The following is a 16,477-nucleotide window of genomic DNA, read 5'->3' as shown; positions in this document are numbered from 1 at the left end:
GAAGCCCGGCAGGCTGCTCAGGTCAAGCGCCATGCAGCGGCTGGTGAGTTCGGCTTGCAGCCTGCCATCGAGACGAAAGTCATCCGGCCGGTTCGGGTGGGGATAGATTTGTACCAGGCAGCCTTGGACCTTGCCCTGCGCATTCGCCTCGTAATAGAGCGAGGCCCGGCCGATGCTGTTTACCGGCTGGTCGCGCAACAGGTGCTGCCAGAAGAACTCACGTTGTGCATTGGCCTGGCGCCGTGGGGTATCCAGTGCCTGGGCGGCAGCGGGCAGATCCACGAACAGCGGCGCTCGTATTTCCGTCGTGCCGTCCTCGTCGCGCATCGACTTGGGCACCACGGGGTAGATGGTCTTCCAGCATTGCGCCTCGACCATGTTGGCCAATGCGTTGAAGTCTGAGCGGACCAGGTCGGCCGGTAATGCTCTTTCGTACTTCATCGGTGCTTTACTGGTTTTGCAACTGATGGGGGCGGAGTGCTGGTCGAGTTTGACATTCAGCATCACCACGCCAACCTGCTTGCCTGTATCTGCTGTGGCGATGCCCAGCTTCAGTACGTGTTGCATGTCGCTGACGAATGCCTTGCGCGCCTGTTTGTCCTCCTCGGAGGCAGGGCGGTTCTGGCAACCCGCCAAGGCGATGAGTGCAGCTGCCACGATTGCCGGAGACAACGGTCTGAGCACAGAAACTTCCTTGATGTGATAGAGCCGGCGTTCATGCCGGCGGTAATGAGAACCAATATTATCACTCGAAATGCTTGAGGGCTTTGTGTGGTTTGTGTGTAGGAAATGTATGGTTTTGCGGTATCGGCGCGATGGCCGATACCGCCCTGTGCATCAGAAGCGCATGTCCAGTGCCAGTTCGAAGGTGCGCGGCGGCCCCATGTAGTACTGGCTGTTGTAGGCCTGCTTGGCATACACCTCGTCGGTCAGGTTGCGCACCCGCCCGGTCAGCGTAGTGTGCTCATCCAGCCGGTAGCGGGCGAACGCGCCAAACAGGGTGTAGGCCGGGGCCTTGAGGCTGTTGGCATTGTCGGCATACACCGAGCCCACATAGCGCCCGTCCGCGCCCACCGACCACGCCGACGACAGGCTGTAGGTCAGCCACAGGTTGGCGACATTGGCCGGCACGTTGGTCGGTGCATTGCCTTTGCGCGACACCGATACGCCGTTCACCGCCTCGTTGAACTCATCGTACTGTGCATCGACATAGGCATAGTTGGCCTCGGCCAGCAGTTTCGGTGTCACCTGCAACCGCCCGGACAGCTCGATACCGCGTGAGGTCTGCTGCCCGGCCTGGACCGTGAGGTTGGCGTCGTTGGAGTCGCGGACGGCAAAGTCCTTGCGCACGATCTGGTACAGCGCCAGCGTCGCGGCACCGCGCCCATCGAGGAAGTCGAACTTGCTGCCCACTTCCCATTGCTCGCCCTTGGACAAGTCGAAAAGGCCGACATTGGAGTAGGTCGCCGCTGCCAGCGAGCCGGCCGGCAAGTCGGCGGAAGAGCTGTACTGTACGTACACGCTGGCCGAAGGCGTCAGCGCATAGGTCAGGCCGATGCGCCCGGACAGCGGCTCCCAGCGCCGCTCGAAGTAGGCCGGCGAAGTTGGCGTCACTGCGCCGTAGTTGGTGACGTCCATATCCAGGTAGTCGTAACGCAGGGCGGTCAGCAGGGCCAGGCGCTCAGTCAGCTGCAAGCGGTTTTCGGCGAAAACCGCGCGGTTGATGACCTCGTGGCGGCGTTGCTTGGTCAGGCCGGCATTCACACCAGGGATGTCATCGAAGCTGCCGGGGTCGAAGTGCTCGGCATCGACCACGTCACTCCAGCTGCTGGAGGTGGGGTAGAGGGTCTGGCGCATGCGCGAGTACTCCAGCCCCAGCGACCACTGGCTGGCCAGGCCGAACAGCTGGTTGTCATGGCGCAGCTCGATGCGGTCGCCCAACAGGTTCTGGTCGTGGCGCTGCAAGTAGGGGCTGCTGCGCTGCACCTTGCCATCGCGGGTGTAGGTGTAACGTTCGAGGTTGCGGTAATCGCGCTGGGCGTTGTAGTGGTACAGCGTGTTCTGCACGCTGGTGCTGTCGCTGATCTGGTAGTCGAGGATCGAACGCAGCCAGCGCACCCGCTGCTCATAGCGGCCATCGCCAACGTTGTAGTTTTCGAAGCGGCGGCTGTTGTCGATTTTCATCGTGCTGCGCCCCGGCAAAATCGGCGAGCCCCAGTACGGGCTGTCTTCGCGGTCTTCCTGGTATTCCAGCGCCAAGGTGTGGGTGAGGTTGGGCGTCAGGTCGCTGAGCAGCGAAAAGGCCAGGCTGTCGGTGTGCCGTTCGTTGCGGTCGACATAACCGTTGCCATGCCCGCGGCTGAAGTCCAGGCGCATGAAATGCCGGGCATCGGCGGGGTTGCTGGCCAGCGCCTGGTTGATGCCGAAGGCCACTTCGCTGTCGTCGAAGCTACCGTAGCGAATACGCCCGTCAATGATCTGCTGGTCGCGGCTGGCGAGCTTGGTGATGTAGTTGATCGAGCCGCCCACCGCCCCCGCGCCATGCAGGAACGAAGACGGCCCGCCAATCAGCTCGACGCGGTCGAGCACCCAGGCATCCACCGGGCGAGTGGCGCTGCTGTAGCCCAGGTTGATGCCATTGTACAACTGGGTGACCTGGTTCTGGGTGAAGCCGCGGTAGGCGACGAAGCCGCCAAAGCCAGGGTTGGCCGAAGCGTTTACACCGGTCATGGCGTTGATCACGTCCTGGCTGTCCTTGGCGCCGCGTTCTTCGATCAGGCGGCGGTCCGAGACGCTGACCGAGGCGGGCGTTTCTCGCGCGGTGAGGCCCAGGCGCGAGCCGGTGCGGATCGGCTCGTCCAGTTGCACGCCGCTGGCGGCGTCGCGTTCGCCGTCGATGGTGGTGGCGCCAAGTTCTACAGGGGCGCTGTCGGCCCAGGCAACGCTGCAGGTGCCCATGATGAGCAGCAGGGAGGTATTGCGAAGCATGTTTGTGTGTCTTCCACGCAAGGTTCATGGCTGACGGCGAGCGCGCACAGGCGCGCCCGGCTGAAGTCAGGCGAAATGAAGTGAGGCTGCGGGGAAGACGGCAGGGGAGGCGCGGGGGTTGAGGGCGGGGCGTTGATAGCGCGGTGGCGGTTGTGCCCAGCTGCGCACCACGATGGGCGAGGTGGCCACGGCTTGCGCCGGGGTGAATGACCAGCCACCACTGCTGAGCGGTACCGCCAGGCCGAACGATGAGCACACCGGGCAGTCGAGCTGAGCCATGTGCTGGTCGCCGCCGGCGCCGTCCAGGTCGATGGCCACGCCATGCTCGCTGTTGACGGAGCAGAAACCACCTTCCAGGCCGGCCAGGCGCAGGCCGCCCATCTGCCCATGGTGCAAACCGCACAGCAACAGGCTGAACAGGACGCTGGCATAGAGCGCCCAGGCAGTCAGCGTGCGAGTGTGCCGGGTGGTTTTCATGGCGGCGAATCTACCATTCGGATGAACGGTCGGGTAGTGCTTTTGCTGCAGCACGATCGCTTGTAGGAGCGGCCTTTTGTCGCGACAGGGGCGCAAAGCGCCCCCCCAAGACCTGTCAGGCCGCCCGCTCCAGCGCATCCAGTAAGTCGACAAACTCCATCGCCAGCTTGTGCCGTGGCGCCAGATGTACCAACGGCACCGACGCCTGGTGCGACTCCCGCATCTTGATCGAGCTGCTCAAGTACACCGGCAGCACCGGCAGGCCTTCGTTGCGCAACTGCTCGACCAGGGTCTGGTGCAGCGCGGTGCGCCCGGCGAACTGGTTCACCACTACACCTTCCACCTGCAGTGCCGGGTTGTGGTCCTGGCGCAGCTCCTCGACCTCGGCCATGACGCAGTGCAGGGCCTGGCGCGAAAAGCTGTCGCAGTCGAACGGGATCAACAAGCGCTCGGCCGCCACCAGCGCGCTGAAGGTGTAGAAATTCAGCGCCGGCGGGGTGTCGATGTAGATCCGCTCGTAGTCCTCGCCCAGTTCCACCAGCAGTTTGCGCAGCTTGTTGATCTTGAACTTGCTCTCCAGCTTGCTCTGCAGATCGCTGAGGTCAGGGCTGGCGGTGACCAGGTGCAGGTTGCTGTAGCGGGTTTCGGTGATCGCCACGCGGTGCTTCTTGCCAGCGGCGGTAACCGGCGACAAGGTTTGGCGGAAGAAATCGGCGATGCCGGCAGGTATGGCGTCATTGACCAAGCCGGTCAGGTAGTAAGTGGCATTGGCCTGCGGGTCGAGGTCGACCAGCAGGGTCCGATAGCCCTCGGCGGCACTGGCTGCGGCGAGGTTGCAGGCAATGCTGGATTTGCCCACGCCACCTTTCTGATTGAAAACCACACGACGCATGAGACGCTCATCCATGAAGTGTAAATGTCAGGTTGGGGTCAATCCTATGACTGAAACACTGCAGTTTTATGACAAAGATTGTTACAAGCTCACAATCAGGGGGCTCAGGCGATGGCCACCCGGTTGCGACCTTGCTGCTTGGCCTGGTACAGCGCCCGGTCAGCCAGGCCCAAAGCTTCCATAGGCTTGCTGCCCGCATCACCATCCCAGCGCGCCACCCCCAGCGAAATCGTCACTGCCCCCACGGGCTCCACAGGCGTGTCCTGCACTGTCACCCGCAGCCGTTCGGCCACCGCCGCCGCCACTTCCAGGCTGGCCCCTGGCAGCAGCATCAGGAATTCTTCGCCCCCGGTGCGGCAAAGCAGGTCACCTTCGCGGCAACAACGGCGCATCAATTCCGCCAGCCGGCGCAGCACCTGATCACCCACCTCATGCCCATGGTTGTCGTTGACCCGCTTGAAGTGATCGATATCCAGCTCGATGGCCGCAAATGCTCTTCCTTCGGCTTCCAGCAGCGACAGGCTGAACTCCAGGCTGCGGCGGTTGCCCAGGCCCGTCAGCGGGTCGGTCTGGGCGTCACGATTGAGCCGGCCAATCCGCTCTTGCAGCAAGTTCAAGCCGAACAGCAACGCGCGCTTGAGTTCTGCTGCCTCGAAGTACCAGGCCCGCACCTGATGCAAATGTTCGGCGGTGCCGGCGCGGTCCATCGAGCGGGCACCCGCGGCCAGTTGCCACAGCGGCCGGGCGATGGTCATGGCCAACCACCACAGCAGCAGGCTGCCAACCAGCGCCAAGGGTGCCGAAGTGCCGACGACGTTCAGCACCAGGTGGCTCAGTGGCGTCACCGTCTGCGCCAAGGGCTGCTGCGCGACCACGCCCCAGCCGGCGCTGGGTACGGTGGCGAAGCCGGCGAGCATTTCCACGCCCAGGCTGTTGGTCAGTTGCCGAGTACCGCTGTCCAGTGTCGCCAACTGGTCTACCAGCGCGTTGCCCTCCACCACGGTGCCTACCCGTTCGCTGTTGGGGTGGTACAGCAGGCGGCGGTTGCGATCGACTACGTACAGGTAAGAACCGTCCTTGTAGAAGTGCTCGCCCAGCAGGCTGTTGAGGATATTGCGCTCACGCAGGTACAGGCTGCCGCCCACATAGCCCAGGTAGCGGCCGTTGCTGTCGAAAATGGGTTGCGAGAGCGCCACCACCAGGTTGTCGGCCGCCGACAGGTAGGGCGTGGAAACCAGTGGACGGCGTTCGTGCAAGGCTTCCTGGGCACCGGGCGACTGCACGTGGGTGCCGACCAGGTGGCGCAGCGGGGCTGGGGATACTGCCAACAGCACGCCGTTGGCGTCGATCACGAAGGTGGAGTTGAAGGCCATGCTCTGGCCCAGCACACGCTCGGTTTCCACCTGCAGCGCAGCACCATCGCTCAGCTGACGGCCCTGCAGGCTGGCGCTGAACGCCAGTTGCTGCAGGGCGTTGCCGATGAAGGTTTCGGTGATGCTGGCCAGCTTTGTCGCATACACCCGGTTGGCTTCCAGCGCGTTGTCGATCAGCAGTTGGCGCTGCACTCGGTAGCTGGCGAAGTAGCTGGCGCACAGCATGACCACTGCGGTAAGGGCGCAGAGCACCAGAATGAGTGTACGTAAATCCAGGCGCAATCCATGCTTGGCGTGTGGCAATCCTGACCTCGGGTGATCGAAAAGGGCTACTGAACGGGAGTGGCCTGGCGCGCCGCGGTCAAGAACCTGCCTTGTCCAGTGCGTCGAGTTCGTCCTCCACCTGCTGCATGCGCTGTTCGACCAAGGCCTGAACGTTTGCATCTTGGGCGGTTTCACGCATCAGGGTGGTGAGTTTTTCGCTTAGGCGTTTGCCGGCTTCGGTGTCTTCCAGGGCACGGGCCTTGGCCGGGTCCTGGGTGGCGGCGACGATGGTGGCGAACTCGGCGTCGCTGAAGTTCCTTTCGCTGTACAGGCGGAACAGGTCCTGGCGCTGGTCCTCGACGGTGAGGTGCTTGCGCAGTACGTCCTGAATGCTCGCCTGCGACAGCTGTGGGTGAGTGCGGCCCAGCAGTGCGGCCATGCGCTCGATGTTGCGTGTGTAGGCGTCCTGCAGCGGTAGCTGGGCAAGGATCTGTTCTTCACGGGAGGGTTTCTGGTCGCAGGCGGTGAGTGCGGCAGTCAGCAACAGGGGCAACAGCAACTTCTGGAAGCGCGACATGGCATGGCCTGGTTGGGCAGTGAAGACCGCTGATTATACCGATGTCCGCCTGGCCACGACGAGCCCTGTGATTTGCCTTGTGCGGCGCGCTGGGGTAGAACCTTGCCCTCCCGATCATGGGCAGTAACCCGATGCCGAACTGGACCCTGCAACCCGTGGCGCGAGACGCCATTGCCGAAGTGCTGGCGTTTGTCGACAGCGCCCGCCGCGAGCTGTTTCCGATGCTCGCCAACGCGCCATTGCCGCGTGACCTGGCGCATTTTGCTGAAACATACCTGGACGGCGCGGGCTGTTTCCTGGAAGCCCGTGATGCTGGGCGGCTGGTCGCGGTGATCGGTTACCTGCCCTATGATCATCGCTTTACCCAGTTTGATTACCACGCAGTACGGGTCGTCGAGGTGGTGCGCCTGTTCGTGTTGCCGGGGTACCGCAGGCATGGCCTGGCTGCGGCCCTGTTCTGCGCATTGCGCGAGCGGGCGATGCTGGCGGGTATCGACCTCCTGTACCTGCATACTCATCCGTTTCTGCCGGGTGCGATTGCATTCTGGGAGCGACAAGGGTTTGCGGTGGTTGATGTGGAGAAGGACCCGGTCTGGCAAACCACACACATGCAATTGCGATTACGCTGACCTGTAGGAAAGCCCCTACGACGGTGCTTTGGGTGTGATCGACGCGTTCATTTCAAAATCTACCTGGCTTGCTAACCTTCCCTCGTGTATGGCTTTTTAACAGCACCCAAGGGAGATTCACAATGGCGCACATGGCCCTGTACAAACTCAAACTGCTGGACGAGTTCGAAGACCGCACAGACCTGTGGACCTTCGGTGATTTCGAGAGCAGGTTGATGGACCTGTGGCGCGGGGCGACGCGGCATGATGCCAAAGGCATCATCAATGCTGCACACAAGGAACGGCGTTGGCCCAGGGCGGTGAAGCGCTATTTGCTGACGAATTATCGGGCGTTTGGCAATGTCAGTTCGGAGGTGGAGCGCACGTTTGACGAGGTGCTGGCGGCGATGAGCGCACAGGAGAGGGCCCAGTGGGGGTTGCTGCCTGCTGGTAATTCAGTTGCCTGAAAAACCCAGGGGCTGCGCAGCAGCCCCACTCAGGCGACGCATTGCATCAGAACCCGCCTGACAACGGCCATTCCACCGCCAGCCGTATCTGGTCGCCATCCAGCTCCGCCTGCGCCGTGTTCCCCCGGTGCACGTTATGCCTGACCGAGAACGTCGTGCCTTTGGCCTTGCCACTCTGCACCACGTAACGCGCTTCCAGGTCGCGCTCCCAATGCTTGCCACCCTTGCCATACCCCAAGTACGCATACCCGCCATTGGGGTCGACGTGTGTGCCATCGATATCGAAGCCACGCACATACAACGCCACCAGGTTCAACCCCGGCACGCCGTAGGCGCCCATGTTCAGGTCGTAGCGCGCCTGCCATGACTTCTCGTTCGGTGCGTTGAAGTCCGACATCTGCACAGCGTTGGCGATGAAAATCGCGCCGCGCGTCACGTAGTCGAAGGGCGTGTTGCCGTCCACTTGCTGCCAGCCCAGGCTGAAGCTGTGTGGGCCCTGGTTGTAGCGCGAGAGCAGGCTCCAGGTGGTGTTGTCGATGCGCCCGGACAGCGCTTTGCCGGTGTCGGTGGTGCGATACAGGTTGAGGTCCAGGCTGATGCTGCGCTGGTCATCCAGGGCGTGGCTGAGGGTACTGCCCAGGTAGTGCTGGTTCCAGCTGTCCTCGTAACGTGAGGTGTACAGGCTGGCGCTGAAGGCGGCGCCGGGGTTCCACACGGCACCGGCCAGGTCGAAGCTGTTGCCCTGGCGGCCGTTGGAGTAGTTCACCACAAAGCCCTGATCGTGGCTGGAAGCGTTGCGGTCGGTGCTTTCGTTGAAGTGCCCGGCTACCAGCTTGAGGTTGTCGACTTCATTGCTGGTGAGAAAGAAGCCCGTGGCAGTCTCGGGCAGCAGGCGACTGTCGGAGGAACTGAACACCGGCGTCTTGACCCGTTGCTCACCGTAAGATAGCACCGTATCGGACACGCGCAGTTTCAGTGCCGCACCTGCGCGGCTGTACTCGTTTTTAGGATGCCCGTCGTTATCGACCCCGAGCAAGCGCGCCTTGCCCGCCCGCCCGCCACCGCTGTCGAGTTGCACGCCCAGGTAGGCATGGGCATCGACCCCGACACCGATCAGGCCTTGGGTGAACCCGGACTGGAAGGTACCCATCAAACCATAGGCCCATTCCTCGGCCTTGCCATTACGCTCGTTGCGCGGTTTGTAGGCATTGCGCGCTGCGCTGTTGCGCCCACCGTGCTTGTAGTCGCGCTGGTCGAAAACGCTGCGGTTGAGCAGGTTCCAGCTGCTGTCCGCGAGAAAACCATTACTCTGCGACTGGGCAGTGTCGGCCAGGGCGAGCGGGGCCAGGCCCAGTAGCGGCAGTGCCAGCAATAACCGGTTCATTGCCCGGCCTCGAGCTTTTGCAGTTGTGCGGCGAAGCGGGCTTTGGCCCGTGCCGGCAAGTTCGCCGGCAACGCCGCTGCGGGCGCATCACCTACCTGGATCACCATCACCATGCCCATGGCCAGGTGGGGAATGCACTGAATACCGTACACACCAGGCACGCTGAAGGTTTGCTCGAACACCTGGTTCAGTTTGCTCTTGAACGGCTCGGCACCGGCGGGCAGCAGGCCCGCCACGCTGGCGGCATTGTGCCCGCTTTGTGTGGGCAGAAAGCGCACGCTGTCGCCGGGGGCAATGTGCAAGTGGTCCGGTTCGTAGACCATGGCGCCGTCGCTGCCGCGGTTGAGCATTTTTACTTCATGCACTTCGGCCAGCACGGCCGGGGCAAGCAGGGCGCTGGCAAGCAGCAGGGCGACAGGGCGAAACAGCATGGGCAGAACTTCCGGGTTCAGGGGGCGCGAAAGCGCAGAATGCGCGCGCCGTCGTAAGGGTCGGTAAGGTAGTGGGCGTGGACGCCGAAGGTACTCAGCAGGCGCTCGGGGGTGAGTACGTCGAGTGGTTTGCCAAGGGCGACCAGGCGGCCCTTGTCGAGTACCGCCACACGGTCACAGGTGAGCGCCTGGTTGAGGTCGTGCAAAGCCACCAGGGTGGTTACCGGCAGGGCCTGCACTTGCTGCAGCAGGCTTAGCTGATGCTGGATGTCCAGGTGGTTGGTCGGTTCGTCCAGCAGCAGTACCTGCGGGCGTTGGGCCAAGGCGCGGGCGATGTGCACACGCTGGCGCTCGCCACCGGACAGCGAGCCCCACAGGCGCGTACGCAGGTGCAAGGCATCAAGGTCGGCCAACGCTTGCTCGACGATGTCGCGGTCCTGCCGGGAGAACGGCGCCAGGGCCGAGAGCCAGGGCGTGCGGCCCAAGGCAACCGCGTCGAACACGCTGATCGCATCGAGGGTGTCGGCCTGTTGTTCGACCAACGCCAAGGCCTGGGCTACATGGCGGCGAGGCATCTGCGCCAGCGGTTCGCCCATCAGCTGTACGTTGCCGCAGGTGGGTTTGCGCAGCCCTGCCAGCAACTTCAGTAGCGAGGATTTGCCCGAGCCGTTGGGGCCGACGATACCCAGGGTTTCACCAGCGACAACGCCAAGGTCGATACCGCTGAGTACGGCATTGCCGGCCAGTTGCAGCCCCAGCCCCTGGCAACTCAGTGGGTGCACTTGTACAGCAGCCAGGAGGGTCATGGGCGCCCCCGGCGGCTGACCAGAATCAGCGCGAAAACTGGCGCGCCGATCAGCGCGGTAACCACACCTACCGGGATCACCTGGCCGGTGATCAGCGTGCGTGAGAGGATGTCTGCAGCAATCAGGAACAGTGCGCCACCCAGCGCGCTGGCAGGCAGCAGGCGGCTGTGCCCGGGGCCTAGCAGCAGACGCAGGGCGTGGGGTATTACCAGCCCGACAAAACCGATGGCACCGACAATGGACACCATCACCGCCGTGACCAGCGCTGCACAACTGATCAGCAACAACTGGGTACGCCGCACCGGAATGCCCAGCGAGGCTGCCGAATCGGCACCAAACGTGAAGGCGTCCAGCGCACGGCGATGCCACAGGCACACCAGCAAGCCGAACAGCGCCACCGGCACAGCCAGCCACACCGAAGGCCAGCGCACGCCGCTGAGGTTGCCCAGCAGCCAGAACAGGATACCGCGCGCCTGCTCGGCGGTGGCCGACTTGGTGATCAGGAAGGCGGTCAGGGCATTGAACAGTTGCGAGCCAGCGATACCGGCAAGGATCACCTGAGCGTTGTTGCTGCTGGGGCCGGCCGCGCGGGCCAGCAGCAGCACCAGGGCGAATGCGGCCCCGGCGCCGATGAAGGCCCCGGCGGACATGCTCAATGCCAGGCTACCCAGGCCCAGCAGGCCGACCAGCACCGCGCCGGTCGAGGCACCGGCAGATAGCCCGAGCAGGTACGGCTCGGCCAGGGGGTTGCGCAACAGCGCCTGGAGAATCACGCCGCAGGTTGCCAGCCCGGCGCCGCACGCGGCTGCGACCAGGGTACGGGTCAGGCGGTAGTTCCAGACGATGCCGGCGTCGATCGGGTCGACCGGGTAGCCGGCCTGCCACAGGTGGTTGGCCAGCACCTGGCCGACCACGCTGGGCGACAGGCTGGTTTCGCCGATGGCGGTACCGGCCAGCAGGGCGGCCAACAGGGCTGCCAGGGCAACCACGATGCAGGGTAACAGGCGCATCATCACTGGGCTGCTTTACCGCTGGCGAAGGCTGTGGCTAGCGTCTGCACGCCGCGGAACAGGCGGATGCCGGCTTGCATGGCGTCGGCGTCAAGAATGATGATGCGATCGTGCTTCACCGCATCCATGTTGCGGGTTACCGGGTCGCTGCGCAGGAATTCGAGCTTTTTCTGGTAGTCGTCGGCGGGGAAGCGGCGGCGGTCCATGCGGGCGATGATCAGCCAGGTGGGGTTGGCCTTGGCCAGGGTTTCCCAGCCTACGGTCGGCCATTCTTCGCTGGACTCGACCACGTTGCGCACACCCAGGGTGCGCAGCATGAAGTCGGCGACGCCCTGGCGGCCGGCCACATAAGGGTCGATGTCGAGGTCGGCGCTGGAGAACCAGAACAATGCCGAGGTGGCCGACAGGTCCTTGCCGGCCAGTTGCGCCTTGGCACTGTCCAGGCGGCCTTTGAGCTCGGCATTCAGAGCATTGCCGCGGTCCTGCACATTGAAGATCTCGGCCAGCTGGCTGATGCTCTTGTAGATGCTGCTGACCTGGAACGCCTGCAGACGGGTGCCGTCGGCGCCGACCAGGTTGTCCTTGCCTTCGCAGTCCGACGGCAGCAGGTAGGTGGGGATCTTCAGTTCATCGAACTGTTCGCGGGTGCCGACCACGCCCTGGGCACCGACCATCCATTCGAACTGCACCGCCACCAATTGCGGGCGCTTGCCGACCACGGCTTCGAAGCTGGGGTCGTTGTCGGCCAGGCGCGGCACCTTGGCGTTCACTGCCTGGTACTCGGGCAGCACGTTGTTGAACCACAGCGAGGTGCCCGCCAGCTTGTCGCCCAGCCCCAGTGCATAGAGCATCTCGGTACCGGCCTGGCCGATGGTGACGGCGCGCTGTGGCGCCTGGGCGAACGTCTGCGGCTTGCCGCAGTTGTCGAGCGTCAGCGGGTAGTGGGTGGCCGCGGCCTGGGCCAGGCCGGTAAGGCCTAGGCCGGCGAGCAGGGTGACGAAACGGGGCAGCATGCTGGGCGATCTCCTATCGGACAGTTCGGGTGAGGAACGCGCGGACAGGCATCGCCGAGCCCCTGCCGGTGGCAGGGGCAACACTGATGGCCAATCCCGGACACCCCGCCGGTTGGTGAATGTAGGCCGGCAGGTCTCCTGACTGGTGCGTCATGGCCCGGCTCCGGCCTTCCCGGGCGGTCTGGCCCAGTGGCATCGATGGAGCAGGCTCGGCACCTACAGTTGCGGGGGCAGTTCCGTTTGGCCCGTATTGGCGGGCCTGGGATTCCCTATTAGTTCCGTGGTGGAAACCGGCGGCCCGCATGGTAGACCATCGCGCCGCCGGGTGAAAACGCTTTTCAGAAGTACTTCAGCCAGGCGATGTCGCGGCGCCGCTGCTTCAGTTGGGCGAACCCGCGTACTGGCAGGTACAGCGAAGCCGCCAACAGCACCGCGCTCAGCCACACCGCTGCAATGCTCTCGAAGCCGAAGTAGTCGCCCTGGTTGAGGCCCAACAGCGCCACGCTGGCCAGGTACAGCAGCTTCAGCACATACAGGTGCAGCAGGTAGAAGAACATCGGGGCCGCACCGAACACCGCCAGGGCACTGATCCAGCGCGCCTGGCCGGCCCGCTCGAAGGCGCGCAGCAACACAAGGCCGCAGCCCAGGGTCAGGGCCAGGAACAGTAGCGACGGTGGGTATTTGGTGATGTTGAAGAAGCTCATCAACGTTTGCGTGAAGGTGGGGTAACCGCTCCACGGCGCCTCACCATAGCCGTTGAACATGCGCAGCAGGACAAAGCCCAGGAGTGCGAGCAACCCGGCCGTCAGCAGGCGTTGCTGGCGTTGTCCGGCCTCGCTGCCGCGCGCGAACCAGGGGCCCAGGCCATAACCCAGGGCAATGACGCCGATCCACGGCAGCACCGGATACGACGTGCGCAGGCGCAGGTTTTCCGACCATTCAAGCCAGCCGCGGTCGTGCAGGATTGCCCAGGGCACGTGCAGGGCTGACCCCACGCCAAAGTGCAGGCCGTCGAGCAGGTTGTGGCCGGCGACGATGATGGCGCCCAGGGTGAGCAGTGCGGCGCGTGGCAGCCACACCAGCAGGGACAAGGCGATCATGCTGACGCCGATGGCCCAGATCACTTGCAGATAGATCACGCTGGGCGGCAACTGGAAGGTCCAGGCGAAGTTGACCAGGGTGAACTCCAGCAGCACCAGGAACAGCCCGCGCTTGAACAGGAATGCCGAGACATCGCTACGGCCCTGATGCTTCTCGCCGTACAGCCAGGCCGACAGGCCGGTCAGCAGGACGAACACCGGTGCGCAGAGGTGGGCCAGTGTGCGGCTGACGAACAGCGCAGGCTCGGTGCTGTCGATGGCCATGGGGTCGCTGACCTGGCGGTGCAGGAAAAAGGTCTCGCGGACATGGTCCAGGAGCATGAACAGGATTACCAGGCCGCGCAGGGCATCGATGCTCTGCAGGCGCTGGGTGATCAAGGTGGGCGTGGCGCTGGCGCTTGTCATGGAGGGTCGCTGATAGGAATGAGTGCCATATGAAACGTTATCTTATAACTAATTTATTGGAGGCTGGTAGAGGTTTTTGTGTTGCCTGTGCAGGCCTCTTCGCGGGCGCGCCCGCGAAGAGGCCGGTTCAGGCAACTCAGGTCAGAAGGTGTAATCCACCGTCGCAAAATACGAGCGCGGCATCCCCATCAACCACTGCTGCCCGCTGAACGCCGACTGCACATACTCGCGATCGAACAGGTTGTTCAACTGCAACCCCAGCCGTACATCAGGCAACACCTGCCAGGCGATGTTGGCATCGACCACGGTGTAGCCGGGGGCGCTTTGGGTATTGGCGGTGTCGGCATAACGCTCATCCACATAGCGCGCGCCAATGCCGGCTTCCACCTGTTGGCCGAAACCTTTGCTCAACCACAGGTTGGCGGTACGCCGTGGCACGTTTGCCGGCCGGTTGCCGGCACGGTCCTGCGCCACGCCGCCGACCATCTCGTCGAAGTCGTCATACCTTGCGCGCACCAGCGATGCGTTGGCAGACACCTGCCATTGGTGCGCCAGCGCCAGTTCCAAGGTCGCTTCGAGGCCATCGGAGGTCTGCTGGCCAGCCTGTTGCTTCTCGTGGGTGATCGGGTCGTCTACCAGCAGCTTCTTCTTGACGATGTGGTAGGCGGCCAGTGTCCATTCGCCACGGCCTTCCCAGAAGCGCTGCTTCAGGCCTACCTCAGTCTGCTTCGCTTCGGTCAAGTCATAGTGCATCTGGGTGGGGCTGAGGCTGATGAGGTTGTTGACCCCTTCCTCGCTGGTGGAGTACTGGCCATACAGTGACAGGTCGTCAGTGACCGCGAACACCAGCCCAGCGCGCCAGTTGCCACCTTGCAGGCTGCGGTCACTGCGGCTGTCGTTGGTCAGGTTGTCGCGGTCGATGTGGTTCTGGTCGCGGCGCACGCCGGTTACCAGCGACAGCCGGTCGCTGAGCTGCAGGCGGTTCTCGGCGAACAGGGCAAAGGTATGGGTGGTGGACAAGGTTTGCGGTCGCAGCGGCGAGGCACTGTGGAACCCGCCGGGCTGCGGTTGCCATGGGTCGATGTAGTCGCCGCCGACATCGTTGTAGGGTGAATTGCTGTCGACGTTGAAGCGCACCTTGTTGTACTCGGCCCCGACCACGGTCTTGCTGGCCAGGCCGAACAGGGTGTGGTCGAAGGTGAAGGTCTGGCGGTCGCCGAACTGTTCCTGGTTGTGCTTGATCTCCAGGTAGCTGCCGCGCAGCAACTGCTGACGCTCGGCGTCCCAGCTGTAGTCTTCGGCGTTGCGCCAGTGGCGGCGGCTCTTGATGTAGTACAGCTGGTTGCTGGCGCTGAGGTGGTCGTTCAGCGTCCAATCGGTGGTCAGGCGGGTCCACTCGTCGTCATAACGCTGCACGTCATTCTGTACGTTGTAGTTCTTGTTGCGCAGGCTACTGCGATAGTGGCCGTCGATCAGCGGCGTGCCGTAGTAGTTGGCGGGCTGCGCCTCGCCACGGTCGTGGGCGAGGGTGAAGCTGAGGTCGTCACTGGCATCGAAACGCAGCGCTGCGCTAACGGCCAGGCTGCGCGAATGGGTGCGGTCGACCCAACCATTGCCATCTTGCTGGTTCAGCGTAAGGCGATAGCTCAGGCGCTCGCTGAGGCTGCCGCCGCTGTCCAGGCCGAGCTGCTGACGGTCCCATGAGCCGTAGCCCAGACGCAGGTGGTTGCGCACTTCGCCGGCAAACGGTTTTTTCGGGATCACGTTGACGACCGCGCCGGTGGCGCCTTCGCCATGCAGTACCGAAGCCGGGCCGCGAATCACATCGATACGTTCGACCATCCACGGGTCGACAGGGAACGTTTGCGTGCCGGCGCCGGTGTAAAGGCGCGCGCCGTCGAACAGGGTCATCACCGAACTGTGCCCGGCAAAGCCGCGGGCGGACAGGCCGGTGCCGCCGTCGCCTGGGGAGCCGACGAAGGTGATGCCCGGCGAGCGGGTCACCGCATCCTGCACGGTGAGGTTGTTGCGCTGCTGAATCTGCTCGGCACTGATGCTGCTGGTACTGGCGGGTGTTTCCAGGGCACTCAGGCCAAGGCGCGAGCCGGCCTGGGTAGGCGTGGCCAGGTCGATGGCGTGGCTGTCGAGGGTGTCGGTGATGGCCGTGGAAGGCAAGGCCAGAGGCGGCGGGGCACGGTCATCGGCCAAGGCCGGCAGGGCGACGGCCAGGCAGGCCGCCAGGGGGTGAAGCTTGAACATACGGGACATGTCGTTCCACTGCTGCAGGAATGAATGCATCCCGGTGGAAAACACGCAAAGGCGAACCATGCAGGCGGGCGCGCGCACGGATTCCGGCCTGCGCCCGCCCACCGCGGGTTGCCAAGTGAAGCTCCAGGCCGGTCTCCGGGCTTGCGAGGGGCATGAAACCTTCACCTTCCCATGCCGGAGCACAGTGGTATCTCGAAGGGTTCGCTCGCTTACCGTTGCGGGGGCAGCGCCGGACTTGTCGTGGGCAACACGACGCACCGGCTTCCCGTTTCACCCTGCGCGCGGCGGCGCAGGACACCTGAAACTGGCGCGCATCTGACCATTGAAACGCGGGGGCGTCAAATTTGCTTGGGCAATGGAGGTGGGTTAGCCCTGCAAAGGCTAGCGTCCGCGGCGCCGCGAAACCCGTGCCTC

The 16,477-nt window shown here is 63.9% G+C and carries 15 protein-coding genes and 2 riboswitches; of the genes, 2 read left to right on the top strand and 13 right to left on the bottom strand.

Features of this window, described 5'->3' with window-relative positions:
- From APH35_RS26465 to APH35_RS26440, 6 genes are all read right to left on the bottom strand, one after another.
- Positions 1-684: hypothetical protein (locus APH35_RS26465; RefSeq protein ID WP_060515769.1), on the bottom strand; the 684-nt coding region annotated here is incomplete at its 3' end.
- Between the two features lie 153 nt (positions 685-837).
- Positions 838-2,988 carry a TonB-dependent receptor gene (locus APH35_RS26460; protein ID WP_012271699.1) on the bottom strand — a complete coding sequence of 717 codons (2,151 nt, stop codon included), beginning with the start codon at positions 2,986-2,988 and terminating at the stop codon, positions 838-840.
- A 66-nt stretch (positions 2,989-3,054) separates the two neighbouring features.
- Positions 3,055-3,465, bottom strand: coding sequence for a DUF2946 family protein (locus APH35_RS26455; protein ID WP_012271700.1), 411 nt, complete (start codon positions 3,463-3,465; stop codon positions 3,055-3,057).
- A 115-nt stretch (positions 3,466-3,580) separates the two neighbouring features.
- On the bottom strand, positions 3,581-4,357 hold the full coding sequence (locus APH35_RS26450) for a ParA family protein (RefSeq protein ID WP_012271701.1): 777 nt from the start codon (positions 4,355-4,357) through the stop codon (positions 3,581-3,583).
- Positions 4,358-4,461: 104 nt separating this feature from the next.
- Positions 4,462-6,033 carry a sensor domain-containing diguanylate cyclase gene (locus tag APH35_RS26445; RefSeq protein ID WP_012271702.1) on the bottom strand — a complete coding sequence of 524 codons (1,572 nt, stop codon included), beginning with the start codon at positions 6,031-6,033 and terminating at the stop codon, positions 4,462-4,464.
- A 58-nt stretch (positions 6,034-6,091) separates the two neighbouring features.
- Positions 6,092-6,571, bottom strand: coding sequence for a hypothetical protein (locus APH35_RS26440; RefSeq protein ID WP_060515767.1), 480 nt, complete (start codon positions 6,569-6,571; stop codon positions 6,092-6,094).
- Positions 6,572-6,702: 131 nt separating this feature from the next.
- Between APH35_RS26440 and APH35_RS26435 the strand changes: the two genes are divergently transcribed.
- Together APH35_RS26435 and APH35_RS26430 are read left to right on the top strand one after the other, a co-directional pair.
- Positions 6,703-7,200: a GNAT family N-acetyltransferase gene (locus APH35_RS26435; protein ID WP_060492809.1), complete on the top strand. Its 498-nt coding sequence runs from the start codon at positions 6,703-6,705 to the stop codon at positions 7,198-7,200.
- Between the two features lie 122 nt (positions 7,201-7,322).
- Complete coding sequence (locus tag APH35_RS26430) at positions 7,323-7,646, top strand: hypothetical protein (protein ID WP_012271705.1); 324 nt, start codon at positions 7,323-7,325, stop codon at positions 7,644-7,646.
- Between the two features lie 46 nt (positions 7,647-7,692).
- Here the strand turns inward: APH35_RS26430 and APH35_RS26425 are convergent, their stop codons facing one another.
- The 7 genes from APH35_RS26425 to APH35_RS26395 all read right to left on the bottom strand — a co-directional run bounded on the left by APH35_RS26425 (position 7,693) and on the right by APH35_RS26395 (position 16,063).
- Positions 7,693-9,030, bottom strand: a complete 1,338-nt coding sequence (locus APH35_RS26425; protein WP_060515766.1) for an OprD family porin — start codon at positions 9,028-9,030, stop codon at positions 7,693-7,695.
- The gene (locus APH35_RS26420) at positions 9,027-9,461 is read right to left on the bottom strand and encodes a pseudoazurin (RefSeq protein ID WP_060515765.1); all 435 of its coding nucleotides are present in this window, start codon (positions 9,459-9,461) and stop codon (positions 9,027-9,029) included. The genes APH35_RS26425 and APH35_RS26420 overlap by 4 nt, the downstream gene beginning before the upstream one ends.
- A gap of 17 nt (positions 9,462-9,478) precedes the next feature.
- Entirely contained in the window at positions 9,479-10,267 is a 789-nt protein-coding gene (locus APH35_RS26415; RefSeq protein ID WP_012271708.1) for an ABC transporter ATP-binding protein, read from the bottom strand.
- Positions 10,264-11,280: a FecCD family ABC transporter permease gene (locus APH35_RS26410; RefSeq protein WP_012271709.1), complete on the bottom strand. Its 1,017-nt coding sequence runs from the start codon at positions 11,278-11,280 to the stop codon at positions 10,264-10,266. The genes APH35_RS26415 and APH35_RS26410 overlap by 4 nt, the downstream gene beginning before the upstream one ends.
- Positions 11,280-12,290 carry an ABC transporter substrate-binding protein gene (locus APH35_RS26405; protein WP_060515764.1) on the bottom strand — a complete coding sequence of 337 codons (1,011 nt, stop codon included), beginning with the start codon at positions 12,288-12,290 and terminating at the stop codon, positions 11,280-11,282. The genes APH35_RS26410 and APH35_RS26405 overlap by 1 nt, the downstream gene beginning before the upstream one ends.
- A gap of 111 nt (positions 12,291-12,401) precedes the next feature.
- A riboswitch (cobalamin riboswitch) is annotated at positions 12,402-12,600 on the bottom strand.
- 28 nt (positions 12,601-12,628) lie between these two features.
- Complete coding sequence (locus APH35_RS26400; protein WP_060515763.1) at positions 12,629-13,795, bottom strand: DUF1624 domain-containing protein; 1,167 nt, start codon at positions 13,793-13,795, stop codon at positions 12,629-12,631.
- Between the two features lie 141 nt (positions 13,796-13,936).
- Positions 13,937-16,063 carry a TonB-dependent receptor gene (locus APH35_RS26395; RefSeq protein WP_060515768.1) on the bottom strand — a complete coding sequence of 709 codons (2,127 nt, stop codon included), beginning with the start codon at positions 16,061-16,063 and terminating at the stop codon, positions 13,937-13,939.
- Between the two features lie 109 nt (positions 16,064-16,172).
- Positions 16,173-16,380: riboswitch (cobalamin riboswitch) on the bottom strand.
- Between the last annotated feature and the right edge of the window lie 97 nt (positions 16,381-16,477).

The sequence above is a fragment of the Pseudomonas sp. NBRC 111132 genome (assembly GCF_001320565.1).
Taxonomy (GTDB): Bacteria; Pseudomonadota; Gammaproteobacteria; order Pseudomonadales; family Pseudomonadaceae; genus Aquipseudomonas; species Aquipseudomonas putida_P.
The sequence above is the reverse complement of the archived record's forward strand: the minus strand, read 5'-3'. Positions and strand labels throughout refer to the sequence as shown.